At 60.2% G+C, this 12740-nt stretch carries 11 protein-coding genes and 1 tRNA gene; 8 read left to right on the top strand and 4 right to left on the bottom strand.

What is annotated here, in order from left to right; translation table 11 throughout:
• From sufD to B3849_RS02845, 5 genes are all read left to right on the top strand, one after another.
• A partial coding sequence (sufD, locus tag B3849_RS02865) for a Fe-S cluster assembly protein SufD (protein WP_286779794.1) occupies positions 1–1103 on the top strand: 1103 nt, incomplete at its 5' end.
• Complete coding sequence (locus tag B3849_RS02860; RefSeq protein ID WP_037944153.1) at positions 1103–1588, top strand: hypothetical protein; 486 nt, start codon at positions 1103–1105, stop codon at positions 1586–1588. The genes sufD and B3849_RS02860, both read left to right, overlap by 1 nt.
• On the top strand, positions 1585–2184 hold the full coding sequence (locus B3849_RS02855; RefSeq protein WP_278426224.1) for a Yip1 family protein: 600 nt from the start codon (positions 1585–1587) through the stop codon (positions 2182–2184). The genes B3849_RS02860 and B3849_RS02855 overlap by 4 nt, the downstream gene beginning before the upstream one ends.
• On the top strand, positions 2177–3397 hold the full coding sequence (locus tag B3849_RS02850) for a cysteine desulfurase (RefSeq protein WP_278426371.1): 1221 nt from the start codon (positions 2177–2179) through the stop codon (positions 3395–3397). The genes B3849_RS02855 and B3849_RS02850 overlap by 8 nt, the downstream gene beginning before the upstream one ends.
• A 58-nt stretch (positions 3398–3455) precedes the next feature.
• Positions 3456–3532 (top strand) — tRNA-Arg (locus B3849_RS02845).
• A 40-nt stretch (positions 3533–3572) separates the two neighbouring features.
• On the opposite strand, the gene B3849_RS02840 is transcribed toward B3849_RS02845, so the two are convergent.
• The 4 genes from B3849_RS02840 to B3849_RS02825 form a co-directional block, all read right to left on the bottom strand.
• The gene (locus tag B3849_RS02840; RefSeq protein ID WP_286779793.1) at positions 3573–5399 is read right to left on the bottom strand and encodes a sensor histidine kinase; all 1827 of its coding nucleotides are present in this window, start codon (positions 5397–5399) and stop codon (positions 3573–3575) included.
• Positions 5400–5700: 301 nt separating this feature from the next.
• On the bottom strand, positions 5701–6777 hold the full coding sequence (locus tag B3849_RS02835; RefSeq protein WP_005853246.1) for a methyltetrahydrofolate--corrinoid methyltransferase: 1077 nt from the start codon (positions 6775–6777) through the stop codon (positions 5701–5703).
• A gap of 16 nt (positions 6778–6793) precedes the next feature.
• Complete coding sequence (locus B3849_RS02830; RefSeq protein WP_278426227.1) at positions 6794–7723, bottom strand: methylenetetrahydrofolate reductase; 930 nt, start codon at positions 7721–7723, stop codon at positions 6794–6796.
• Positions 7724–7771: 48 nt separating this feature from the next.
• A complete protein-coding gene (locus B3849_RS02825) occupies positions 7772–8068 on the bottom strand; it encodes a virulence factor (protein WP_005853250.1) in 297 nt (98 codons plus the stop codon).
• Positions 8069–8329: 261 nt separating this feature from the next.
• Here B3849_RS02825 and B3849_RS02820 point away from each other — a divergent pair, with 261 nt between their 5' ends.
• The 3 genes from B3849_RS02820 to mbhE all read left to right on the top strand — a co-directional run.
• Positions 8330–9445: a Ppx/GppA phosphatase family protein gene (locus B3849_RS02820; protein WP_005853251.1), complete on the top strand. Its 1116-nt coding sequence runs from the start codon at positions 8330–8332 to the stop codon at positions 9443–9445.
• Entirely contained in the window at positions 9445–10233 is a 789-nt protein-coding gene (locus B3849_RS02815) for an RlmE family RNA methyltransferase (RefSeq protein ID WP_005853253.1), read from the top strand. The genes B3849_RS02820 and B3849_RS02815 overlap by 1 nt, the downstream gene beginning before the upstream one ends.
• A gap of 249 nt (positions 10234–10482) precedes the next feature.
• On the top strand, positions 10483–12740 hold a 2258-nt coding region (gene mbhE, locus B3849_RS02810; protein ID WP_286779792.1), incomplete at its 3' end, for a hydrogen gas-evolving membrane-bound hydrogenase subunit E.

Genomic DNA, 12740 nt, shown 5'->3' with positions numbered 1-12740 from the left:
CGCAGGCGGTCTCTGCCGCGGTGCGCGCGTCGGAAGACGTGGCCCTGTTTGATCAGATCGACCGGCTGAAGCTGGTGTTCGTCGACGGTGTGTTCGATGCCGATGCGTCGGACGATCTGGCGCTTGAGGGCATCACCATCGAACGGTTGGCCCAAGCGGATGCCGATCTGCATTGGGCGCGTGATCTTTATGGGACGTTGGAAAAGAACGGCCAGACGCCTGTGGCACGGCCCTTGGCGGCGCTGAACACGGCCTTTGCCGCCGATGGTGTGCTGATCCATGTAACAGACAAAGTCTCCAAGCCGGTGAATATCGTTTATCGCCGGACCTCCGAGACAGCGGATGTCATGCTGCACCACGTCGTCAAGCTGGACGCCGGCGCCGAATTCACGCTGCTGGAGAACGGCCCCGTCGCCGCGCGCTTTAACGGTGTGCTTGAGGTTGAAGTCGCGGATAATGCGTCTTTCCACCACGTGCGCGCCCAAGGCCGCGATCACGAACAACGTGCCGCGACGCATATCTTTACCCGTTTGGGGACTGAATCCGCGTTCAAATCCTTTACGCTGACAGCCAATGGCGTGATGACGCGCAACGATTGTGTGATCGAGCTGACGGGTGACGATGCGGCCGCCCATGTCGCGGGGGCCTGTGTCGGCGACGGGGGTGATTTCCACCACGACGACACGGTGTTCATCACCCATGACGCGGTGAACTGCGAAAGCCGTCAGGTGTTCAAGAAGGTACTGCGCAACGGGGCAACCGGTGTGTTCCAAGGGAAGATCCTGGTCAAGGCCGACGCGCAAAAGACCGACGGCTACCAGATCAGCCAGTCGTTGCTGCTGGATGACGACAGCCAGTTCCTTGCCAAGCCAGAGCTTGAGATCTACGCCGATGACGTGGCCTGTTCGCACGGCTCCACGTCGGGGGCGATTGACGAGGACGCGCTGTTCTATCTACGCTCGCGCGGTGTGCCGCATAACGTCGCGACGGATCTGCTGACCTTGTCCTTCCTAGCCGAGGCCGTGGAAGAGATCGAGGACGAGACCCTGCGCGAAGAGATCACCGCACGGCTTGCCGCGTGGCTTGAGCGGCACGCAGCCTGATGGCGGCGACACGCGATATCGTGGCCAGCTACCGCAACCCCGCCGCCGTTGTGCGGCGGTTGTTGGGGCAGGGCCCGCGGGAGGATCGCAACCTGGTCTATCTGATGGTCGCGTGTCTCATCTTTTTCGTGGCCCAGACCCCGCGTCTGGCCCGCGAAGCCCACGTCAACGGCACCGAGCTTGACATGCTACTGGGGGCGACCCTGCTGGCATGGCTGTTCATCGCGCCGCTGATTTTCTACATGCTGGCGGCGGGGACGCAGATCATCCTTAGGGTGATGCGCGGCCGCCCCAGCGGCTATAGCACGCGTCTGGCGCTGTTCTGGGCCTTGCTGGCGTCCAGCCCGCTTGTGCTATTGCACGGTCTGACGGCGGGATTCGTCGGCGAAGGGATCGAATTGCGCATCGTTGGGCTTATCTGGCTTTGCGTGTTTTTATGGTTCTGGATCAGCGGGTTGCTGGTCGCATATCGGACACGCTCATGAATGCCCCTGATACAAGATCGGTTCTGACCGAGCTGGTCGTGCTTAGCCTGCGCGACCCGCGTGCTGCCGCGAACCAGATCATGGGATGGCGCCTAGGGCGGGACGTGCTGTGGACCGCGCTGGCGCTGGCGGCGGCGATCAATACGTTGATCTTCTCGGTCAGTCTGGTGCTGCAACCGACACCCGCGATGCCTGCGTTCTTTACCAGTCCGCTGGCGATGTTTGTCCTGCTCTCGGGCGTCCTGGTGATCACGACCCACGGGCTTTACTGGGCCGGTCGTGCGCTTGGGGGCGAAGGCGACTTTGGCGATGTGCTGGCACTGGTGGTGTTCTTGCAGATCCTGCGCATTATCGCGCAGGTGGCGATTTTCCTGCTGATGTTCATCTCTCCGGGGGTGTCGGTGCTGGCATCCTTGGCGACGGGCCTTATCGGGCTTTGGATATTGGTCAACTTCATCGCCGCCGCCTTTAACTTTACCGGACTGGGCAAGGCTGTCGGCGTTTTGCTGATTTCTATGGCGGCCATCGTTCTGGGGCTCAGCCTGCTTCTCTCTATTGTGGGCGTTGCCGCCCAAGGAGTGCTTCTTGATGTATGACGTAAACGCCATCCGCAGCGACTTTCCGATCCTGTCGCGCGAGGTGAACGGCAAGCCGCTGGTCTATCTCGACAATGGGGCCTCGGCCCAAAAGCCGCAGGTCGTGATTGATGCGATCAGCCGCTCGTACAGCCATGAATATTCGAATGTTCACCGCGGCTTGCACTATCTTTCTAATCTGGCAACCGATCAGTATGAATCCGTGCGTGGCACTGTGGCGCGGTTCCTGAATGCCGGAAACGAGGATCACATCGTCTTTACTTCCGGCACGACAGAGGGGATCAATCTGGTCGCTTACGGTTGGGCCATGCCGAACCTGCAGGCAGGGGACGAGATCATCCTGTCGGTGATGGAGCATCACGCCAATATCGTGCCGTGGCATTTCCTGCGCGAGCGTCAAGGCGTCGTGATCAAATGGGTCGATGTAGACGCCTCTGGCGCGCTTGATCCGCAAGCCGTGATCGACGCCATCACCCCCAGGACCAAGCTCATTGCCGTGACGCAGGTGTCGAATGTTCTGGGCACGGTGGTGGACGTCAAGGCGATCACCGCAGGGGCCCATGCCAAAGGCGTGCCCGTCTTGGTTGACGGGTCGCAGGCGGCGGTGCACATGCCTGTGGACGTGCAGGATATCGGCTGCGATTTCTACGCGATCACGGGTCATAAGCTTTATGGTCCCTCGGGGTCCGGCGCGATCTATATCAACCCCGATCGCATGGCCGAGATGCGCCCGTTTCTGGGCGGCGGCGATATGATCCGCGAGGTCACCAAAGACGGCATCACCTATAACGATGCCCCGATGAAGTTCGAGGCGGGCACCCCCGGCATCGTGCAGACCATCGGCATGGGCGTGGCGCTGGATTATATGATGAACATCGGGATGCAGAATATCGCCGCCCATGAAGCATCCTTGCGCGATTATGCCGTGTCGCGTCTGTCGGGGCTGAACTGGGTGCAGGTGCAGGGCACCACGCCGGATAAGGCCGCGATCTTCAGCTTTACGCTGGACGGGGCGGCGCATGCGCATGATATCTCTACCATTCTTGATAAAAAGGGCGTGGCGGTACGTGCGGGGCAGCATTGTTGCGGGCCGCTGATGCAGCATCTGGGCCAGACCGCCACCTGCCGCGCGTCCTTCGGGATGTACAACACCAATGCCGAGATCGACACGCTGATCGAGGCGCTTGAACTGGCGCATGATTTGTTTGCGTGACCCAAGGCTGATTTTGTAATTGCAGGGGGCGGGTAGTCTGGCTATACCGCCCCTAGATGGACCCTTAGCTCAGCTGGATAGAGCGCTGCCCTCCGAAGGCAGAGGCCAGAGGTTCGAATCCTCTAGGGTCCGCCATCTTCCCTTGAAGTAGATATGTTTATGTGGGGCTTCGCCCTCAGGCCTGCACGGCTTCTGGCGTGTCGCCTGTCGTTGCAGGGGTAGGGGTGGCGTCCGTATTGTCAGCGGCTGACAGGATCACGGCGGGCTGCTGTGCGGCGACGGTGGCAAATTCCATGTGGAAGGTCGTGCCTTCGCCGACAACGCTGTCGTAGAATAATTTTCCCGACATCTGCCGGGCCAGCTGTTGCGAGATATGGAGCCCCAGACCGGACCCCTGTGTCGCATATTGCCCGCCGTTCTTGACCTGTTCAAAGCGGCCAAAGACCTGCCCCTCCATCCCGTCGGGAATGCCACGGCCGCTGTCCTTGATCGACAGGCGCACATGGCCGTTGCGGATGGACAGGCTGCCTTCAACGGTGCTGCCCTGTTCGGAGAATTTGATGGCGTTGGACACCAGGTTGTCGATGATCTGGCGGAGGGCAAAGGCGTCACCGGTGATCGTTGCGGTTTGATCACCTTTCGGCAGCACGAGGTCGATCTTCTGCTCGGCGGCGAACATCTTGTTCTCTTCCAGGCTTTCTTTCAGTAGCGTCCCCAGATCGACCGGCAGCGCGTCAAGCGACAGCGCGTCTACGTCGATCTTTTGCGCCAGCAGGATGTTATCGACCAGACGGGACAGGCGCATCCCGTTGCGCTGCGCGATTTCGAGGGGGGAGCGGATGCGCGCGTCGATCTCGCCCAAACGCCCGCTTAGCGCCAGCGCCAGCCCCCCCTTGAGCGAGGTAAGCGGCGTGCGCAGCTCGTGGCTGACGACAGAGATAAATTCATCCTTGGCGCGGTTGGCCTCGTCGGCGCGCAGCAGCGCGTCTTCAAGGGCGCGGGTGATGACGATACGGTCGGTGATATCGACCAGGGTAATGCTCCACCCCAGAATGGCACCGTTCGGGTCCAGCGGGCTTTCGATTTCCTGAATACGCGGGTCATAGATGCGCTGTTCGATGGTCAGGGATGCGTCCGTCGTGCGGGGGCTGCGGGTGTCGATCTTGGCCAAAAGGGCGTCGGCTTCGGCTTTGGACAGGTTGCACAAGCCGCTGCGTTTCGCGGCAGAGTTCATCAACGTGACACGGCGGTTGTTGTCGATCAGGATCACCGGTTCGCTGGTCGTGTTGAACAGGATCGACTGCCCGATCGACGCCATATCCATCGTCTTGTTTGTCAGCAGCATGAAGGTAAAGGCCAGGATACCGACGGTGAACATAAACGCCGTGGGGTCCAGCCCGAAGACGGTGAAGCCGAAAATAACGTAAGATGCATTAGCTGACAGCGGTGTGATCGTGACCACCGCCAGCATTGTCAGCAGCGGCCAGGCAGAGCGGCGGGCGCGGGCAAAGGCCTTGAAAAGCGCATGGAAGGTCGCTGCGACGAAAGTATACAGCACGGCCGTGATCGCGAAGAATCCCGGCCCGTGGATATAGGTGATCTGCCGGTCACCGGGCAGGATGGCTGTCTCGGCGGTATAGACCAGCTGGTGCATGCTATTGGTTGCAGCAAAGACAAAGCAGCCCACGGGCACCAGCACCAGCGCGGCCACCACACGCTTTTTCGACAGCCATTCGGCCTGATGCACATAGGCGAAGACAAAGAAGCACCACGCCACAGGTACCAGCGCATTGCCCAGCCATGCGACGACGGCCATGTCAAACTGACAGGCAAAGGACGGGGTGGAGGCTTCGGCCCCGACGGTGATCAGGGTCCAGATCATGGCGATGAAGGTCAGGGCGTAGAACCGCTTGCCGTGGAAGTGCTGGTATTTCAGCATACAGACCATAACGACCGCGGCGACAGCGCTCACGCTTGCGGCAGCCCAGAACACGGGCTGCATAGCTACACCTTCAAAGCACGTTGTCATCAATTCACCCACGGACTGCGTCTTTGCAAAGCAATCTAGGCATACGGATGTGTTGAAACTTTGACAGAAGTTAGACAGCAGGCCCGTGCGTTCGGGGCCGTCGTTCTGTGTCAAAGACAATACAAGGCATAGTATAGCTTTGCGCCGTGATCATGCGTGTGTGGGATGTGGGGTCAAGCACTGGACGGGTTAAACACTGGCCTGAACGCAAAAGAAATCCCCGCAAAACCGTGGTTTGCGGGGATTTTGAACTTGGGGGTAGGGAGAATCCCCATTACCGGCGGCGGCCACCCTTGCGGCCAGCGCGACCACGCCCTTCCTGACCGGCCTTGGGCGCGACCTTGTTGAACTTGATCCATTCGGTGCCGTGAGGGTCGCGGTCGAACAGGAAGTTGGCGGCGCGGATCGCCTCCATCTCTTTGCCGGGGGTGGGTTTGGTCGATCCCATCCCGAAGAGCGTCACAAAGGTTTCGTCGTCGATCTCGTCCGGCAGGATGATGCCCGCCGTCACCAGTTCGGCCTTCTTCTCGGCGATCTTGGTCTGGTTCACGGGCAGGGTGATCGGGTTCATGATCGCCGAGGTCATGCCAGCGCCCATTGCCATCGGCAGGAAAGCATTGTTGATCCCGTGACGGTTGGGCAGGCCAAAACTGATGTTGGAGGCACCACAGGTCGTGTTCACGCCCAGTTCCTCGCGCAGACGGCGCACAAGGGTAAAGACCTGATGCCCCGCCGTCGCCATCGCGCCGATGGGCATGACCAGCGGGTCGACCACGATATCATGGGCCGGAATACCGAAGTCGGCGGCGCGTTCTACGATCTTCTTGGCAACGTCGAAACGCACGTCGGGATCTTCGGAAATACCCGTGTCGTCGTTCGAGATCGCAACCACCGGCACGTTGTATTTCTTGACCAGCGGTAGCACGAGCTCCAGCCGTTCTTCCTCGCCGGTGACCGAGTTCAGCAGCGGGCGTCCTTCGCAGGCCTCTAGACCCGCTTCCAGCGCACCGGGGACCGAGCTGTCGATGCACAGCGGGATGTCGACGACGTTTTGCACGACGCGGATCAGTTCGGGCATCAGCATCGGTTCGACAAAGTTATTATCCGCATAGCGGGGGTCTTCGGCCATCTTGTTCGAGAAAACGGCACCGGAGTTCACGTCCAGAATATTCGCGCCCGCCGCGGCTTGTGCAATGGCGTCCGCCTCGACGCGGCTAAAATCGCCACGCTCCAGCTCTTCGGCGAGGATCTTGCGGCCGGTGGGGTTGATACGTTCCCCGATCACGCAGAAGGGCTCGTCAAAGCCGATGATCGCTGTTTTTGTTTTGGATTCGACGACAGTTCTGGTCATGGTGTTCAGTCTTTCCTTAGACGGAGTTGGCTGGTTGCGCAGCGGGTCCGCCATTTTCAATGGCCCAATTGGCATTCGTCTTGATCCCACCCAGCGGGAAGAAATGCACATGGGTAATGTTGAAATCTGGGTTGGCGGCTTTGTGGGCAGCCAGTTCGGTGATCACATCTGTCGGCTCGTAGGGCAACAGCAGTTTGGTGACATCCATCGCGCGCTTTTGCAGCACCTTCAGCGAAGGGCCGACCCCGCAGGCGATGGCGAATTTGATCAGGGTTTGCAGCTTGGCGGGGCCTGCGATGCCGATGTGGATCGGCAGGTCGATGCCCGCGTGTTTCAGGCTATCGGCCCATTCGATGATCGGCTGGGCCTCGAAGGCGAATTGTGTGGCGATGGCCATCTTCGCGTCCGTCCGTTCGGAAAACCCCTGCTTCCAGCGCAGCGCATCGTCCACCCGCAGACGTGATCCATCGGTGTCGATGTCGCGGTTGCCTTCGGGGTGGCCCGCGATGTGCAGCCGTTCAAACCCGTGTTTGTCAAACAATCCGGTGTCCATCAACTGCATGGAGTCGCTGAAATCGCCAAGGGGTGTTGCGACGCCACCGGCCAGCAGCAAGGCTTGGCGTACGTCAGCCTCGCCCTGATACATGGCGATCCAGTTTTCCAGCGTGGCACGATCCTTGATGATGCGGGCGGGAAAGTGCGGCATGACCTTGTAGCCGTCCGCATTGAGCCGCGCCGCGGTGGCGACCATGTCTTCGATCGGGGTGCCATCGATATGCGCGATATAGACCCGTGTCCCCTCGGGCAGCAGATCGCGGAAGTCTTCGACCTTTTCCGCCGTGCGGGGCATCACCTCGATCGAGTAGTCGCGCAAAAAATCCGCGACCTCGGGGGTAGGCAGATCGGACACGGGGGCTTCTTTGCGCCGGAAGTTCAAAAGGGACATGAGCATTTCTTTCATGAAGGGATCAACTTTTGCACCGGCAACAGGCGGTCAGGCCCAGCCGTCATTGGCAATCAGCGTCTTGATGCGGTCACGGTCGAACTCTGCGTCGATGCGCGCGACCTCTGCATCGGCCACGGCGTCGGGTTCGCCGTCGACCGTATAGGGATCGGCCTTGCGCCATTCGGCCAGATAGGCATCGCTGTCATCCGCGCCGATTTTCATCGCGGCACGGTCGATGGCCTGTTCGAACCGTTCGGGCAGCGGACGCTTGGACCCGCGACGGCCTTTGCCGACGATGACCTGCGCAGGAATATCACGCCAATAGACGATGGTAACTTCGGGCATGATTGATTCCTCTGCTGTGCTTGTTTTTCTTAGCGGCTGTTGATCTGTCCCCGTCGCCGTTTTTCGACATTCAGAACGGCGTCTGCGACGTGGTCACACTACAGCGCGCAACCGCGACAGGCGAGGGGGGCGGGGCGTCATAATTCTCAAGATGGTTGTGAGGGCGACTATAAGCTTACGCTGCCGGATCTCTGGTTTCCCGCTTGCCCCTTGCCCGCAGAAACATTACCTTGGGGGTAACTCAATATGAAAGGCGCAATCATGGCGCCACAGCGTCCCAAAGGTGCGGGCGCGCTCGATGTACCGCCGGCTCTGAGCCCCGCGCCAGTTCCGCCCAGATCGACCGAACTTTATGCGGCCCTTGATCTGGGCACAAATAGTTGTCGCATGCTGATCGCACAGCCAAAAGGCAGCGGTTTCCATGTCGTCGATAGCTTCTCGAAGTCTGTCCAGCTTGGGGCAGGGCTTGAGAAAACCGGGCGATTGTCGCGCGGATCGATGACGCGTACCATTCAGGCATTGCGCATCTGCCAGCAAAAGCTGCGCCGTAACAAGGTGCGGCGGATGCGGCTTGTCGCGACCGAGGCGTGCCGCCGTGCCGCCAACGGTGCGGAATTCATGCAGCGTATCCAGCGCGAGACAGGGCTCAAGCTTGATATCATCAAGCCCGAAGAAGAAGCGCAGCTTGCCGTGATTTCCTGCGCGCCGCTGGTGAACCGCAAGACCCACAACCTGCTGGTGGTGGACATTGGCGGCGGTTCGACCGAATTGGTCTGGATCGACATCTCGAAGGTGCCAAAGGCGGATCGTGCGCAATCCATCATGCGGCTGCATGGGGGTTTCCATCAGGCGAAAACAGACGTGCCTGCCGCGCGTGTGGTCGACTGGATCAGCGTGCCTTTGGGCGTGGCGACCTTGCGCGATCAATTCTCTGACGTGGAAGACGACGCCGCACGCTTTGCCTTGATGAGCTGGTTCTTCGAGGAGAACCTGACCGACTTCACCCCTTATCAGTCGATCCAGTCGCAGGACCATTTCCAGATTGTCGGCACCTCGGGCACGGTCACCACTGTTGCTGCCAGCCATTTGGGGCTAAAGCGCTACGACCGGACAAAGGTGGACGGGCTTCGCATGACCTCGGCGCAGATCGACAAGGTGATCCATTCCTATCTCGCCATGGGGCCGGGGGGGCGGCGTGCCGATCCGCGTATCGGGCTGGACCGTCAGGCGTTGATCATGTCGGGGGCCGCGATTTTGCAGGCGTTGATGCGGTGCTGGCCGACGGATAGATTAAGTGTTGCAGACCGTGGTCTGCGCGAGGGGCTGCTATATGCCCAGATGAGCGCGGATGGCGTTTTGGAAGAAGGATTAGGCTGATGGCGAAAACTCCGACAGGCAAGACGCCCACGGGCGGTGCGTCGGGCGGGAAGACCCCCACTGGCAAGAATACATCAGGGCGCGGTCAGCGTGACCTCAAGGTCAAGGTCAAGTCGGCCCGCGGGCGCAAGCTCAGCTCGACCCGTTGGTTGCAGCGCCAGTTGAACGATCCTTATGTCAAACGCGCCAATGCCGAAGGGTATCGCGGGCGCGCGGCTTACAAGATCATGGAGTTGGACGACAAATACCGCTTTCTGGTGCCCGGTGCGCGGGTGGTCGACCTTGGCGCGGCCCCCGGTGGCTGGTGTCAGGTCGCGGTCAAACGTTGCAATGTTCTGGGCGAGAAAAAGGGCAAGAACGTCGGGACCATTCTGGGGATCGACCTGCAAGAGATGGAGCCGATTGCAGGCTGCGAATTGCACCAGCTTGATTTCATGGAAGACGACGCGGACGAGATTGTCAAAGGCTGGCTGGGGGGCAAGGCCGATGTCGTGATGTCCGACATGGCGGCGTCCAGCTCGGGCCACAAACAGACCGACCACAACCGGATCATCGCGCTGTGCGAAGCCGCGGCCTATTTTGCTTTTGACGTGCTTGAGGATGGCGGCACGTTTGTCGCGAAAGTGCTGGCCGGCGGGGCGGAGGGCGACTTGCAACAGCTCCTCAAACGTCGGTTTACCAAGGTCGCCAATATCAAACCCCCCGCCAGCCGGTCCGACAGTTCCGAGAAATTCGTGGTCGCCACCGGTTTCAAAGGGGCGCTACCCGAAGACCAGGAGAATCTGTAGACCCCGCACCGCCCCAGAGCGTACGGAATTATCAAATGCGATGCGGCAGTTAGACGACTGCCGCATTTTTTTGTGCGGCGGATGCAGTTGCTCTCTTACATATTCGTGAAATGGACCTAAATTGGATCATCGCGCCGCGGCAAAGTTCAATTGCTGCGACAAGAAGCTCTCATAAATCCGTATTTTTCCATCGCAATTTGCGAAAAGAGGGCTGGTCGTTTTGGCGTGGCTCATGACATAGTTGCGGCCATGTCTTTGTTCCTGATTATAGCCCTCCCGTTTCTTGGCGCCTTGCTGCCCGGCCTGATGTATCAGGCAGGCCGTCAAAGCTGCTTTTTGGTGACCTTTCTGGTGACGGCCTGCGCCGCGATCGGCCTTGCGACACATGCACCGGCCGTTCTTGCAGGCGAGGTCGTGACCGCCAGCCTCTCGTGGCTGCCGCAGCTGGGGTTGAACGTGAACCTGTTCCTCGATCCGCTGGGGCTGATGTTCGCGGGGCTGATCCTTGGCATTGGGATGCTGATCATCCTTTATGCGCGGTTCTATCTGTCGCGTGACGACAATATGGGCGCGTTCTTTACCTATCTGCTGCTGTTCCAAGGCGCGATGGTCGGGATCGTCTTGTCGGATAACATCTTGATATTGCTCATTTTCTGGGAGATGACGTCGCTGTCGTCCTTCCTGCTGATCGGGTTCTGGAAGCATCTGCCCGAAGGGCGCCAAGGCGCGCGGATGGCGTTGACCGTGACGGGTATGGGCGGTCTGGCGATGATCGGTGGCATGCTGCTGCTGGGGCAGATCGTGGGCAGCTATGACCTGACCGTGATCCTCGAGAACCGCGAACTGATCCAAGCGTCGCCGTTGTATCTGCCTGCGCTGATCCTGATCCTGCTGGGCTGTTTCACCAAATCCGCGCAGTTCCCTTTTCACTTCTGGCTGCCGCACGCGATGGCGGCCCCGACGCCGGTGTCGGCCTATCTGCACTCTGCCACGATGGTGAAGGCGGGGCTGTTCCTGATGGCGCGCATGTGGCCGGTGCTGTCGGGCACTGAAATCTGGATCGTGCTGGTCTGCTCTGCCGGGTTGATCACGATGGTCCTTGGCGCGCTGATCGCGATTTTCAAAAACGACCTCAAGGCGCTGCTGGCGTTTTCCACCGTGTCGCATCTGGGGCTGATCACCTTCCTGCTGGGCACGGGCACCTCCTTTGGGGCGATGGCGGCGGTGTTCCACATTCTGAACCATGCGAGCTTTAAGGCCGCCTTGTTTATGAGCGCGGGCATTGTCGATCACGCGGTCCATACCCGCGATATGACCCGATTAGGGGGCTTGCGCCGTCTGATGCCGATCACCTTCGCGATTGCCACGTTGGCCGCATTGTCGATGGCGGGTATTCCACTGCTCAACGGGTTCCTGTCCAAAGAGATGATGCTGGAAGAGGCGCTGCACACCACGCTGTTCGGCTCGCCCTATCTGGTGGCGGCAGTGGCAACGCTCGGCGCGCTTTTCTCGGCCGCGTATAGCTTCCGGTTTATTGCGCATACCTTTCTGGGCAAAGAGCGGAACGATTACCCCGCCAAACCCCACGACCCCGAGTTTGGCCTGTGGATTTCCCCCGCCTTGCTGATCATTCCCGTGATCGTCATCGGTGTGGCACCGTTCCTGGCGGAACCCTTTGTGCGCACCGTGACCCAAGCGGTCATCGGCTCTGCTGCCGAGATGCCAAGCGCGCATATCAAGCTGTGGCACGGCTTCGTGCCCGCGCTCGGCATGTCGGCGATTGCTGTGGTGGGTGGTTTGCTGCTGCTCGCCGCCTTCGGCCCGCTGGCGCGTCTTTGGGCCGCCACACCGCGCCCCGAGGCCAAGGACATCTTTGACCGTATCATCGCCGCGGCCGTGGGTCTTGCCGGTCTGGTATCGGAGCGTCTGCACAATGGGTCCTTTACCCGCTACGCTGCCGTCTTCGTGACCGCCGTCGTCGCCATCGGGGCGCATGCGTGGTTTACCGGCACCGATGGCGCCCCCGCGCGCGAGATGCTGCCCATCACGCCCGTCGGCTTTGCCGGTTGGCTGATGCTGATGATCGCGACGGGTTTCCTTGTGACGGTGCACCGCAACCGTCTGGCGGTCCTGATCCTGATGGGGATCATCGGCTTGATGGTATCGGTCGGGTTCAACTATTTCTCGGCCCCCGATCTGGCGCTCACGCAGATCTCGGTCGAGGTGGTGACGATTGTCCTGTTGCTGCTGGCGCTCAACTTCATGCCCAACAGCACGCCCAAGGAAAGCACCATTCTGCACCGCAGCCGCGATATCGTGGTATCGGTTGTGGCAGGGCTGGCGGCAGCAGGCCTGATCTATTCGATCCTTATGTCGGATTTCCCGATTGCCTCGATCGCCGACTACCACCTTGCCAATTCCTATAAAGGCGGCGGCGGCACCAATGTGGTCAACGTGATCCTTGTGGATTTCCGTGGCTTCGACACCTTTGGCGAGATCATCGTTCT

This window comes from Sulfitobacter sp. UBA4523 (assembly GCF_002388305.1).
In the GTDB taxonomy this organism is placed as follows: domain Bacteria; phylum Pseudomonadota; class Alphaproteobacteria; order Rhodobacterales; family Rhodobacteraceae; genus Sulfitobacter; species Sulfitobacter pontiacus.
Note: the sequence above shows the minus strand (reverse complement) of the source record. Positions and strands in the feature narration are given on the sequence as shown.

Bases quoted from the DNA above. Each gene is read 5' to 3' on its own strand.
- B3849_RS02855 (WP_278426224.1), top strand. From the start codon at position 1,585: ATGAATGCCCCTGATACAAGATCGGTTCTGACCGAGCTGGTCGTGCTT.
- B3849_RS02815 (WP_005853253.1), top strand. From the start codon at position 9,445: ATGGCGAAAACTCCGACAGGCAAGACGCCCACGGGCGGTGCGTCGGGC.
- B3849_RS02830 (WP_278426227.1), bottom strand. From the start codon at position 7,723: ATGTCCCTTTTGAACTTCCGGCGCAAAGAAGCCCCCGTGTCCGATCTG.
- B3849_RS02825 (WP_005853250.1), bottom strand. From the start codon at position 8,068: ATGCCCGAAGTTACCATCGTCTATTGGCGTGATATTCCTGCGCAGGTC.
- B3849_RS02820 (WP_005853251.1), top strand. From the start codon at position 8,330: ATGGCGCCACAGCGTCCCAAAGGTGCGGGCGCGCTCGATGTACCGCCG.
- B3849_RS02850 (WP_278426371.1), top strand. From the start codon at position 2,177: ATGTATGACGTAAACGCCATCCGCAGCGACTTTCCGATCCTGTCGCGC.
- B3849_RS02840 (WP_286779793.1), bottom strand. From the start codon at position 5,399: ATGCAGCCCGTGTTCTGGGCTGCCGCAAGCGTGAGCGCTGTCGCCGCG.
- B3849_RS02860 (WP_037944153.1), top strand. From the start codon at position 1,103: ATGGCGGCGACACGCGATATCGTGGCCAGCTACCGCAACCCCGCCGCC.
- B3849_RS02835 (WP_005853246.1), bottom strand. From the start codon at position 6,777: ATGACCAGAACTGTCGTCGAATCCAAAACAAAAACAGCGATCATCGGC.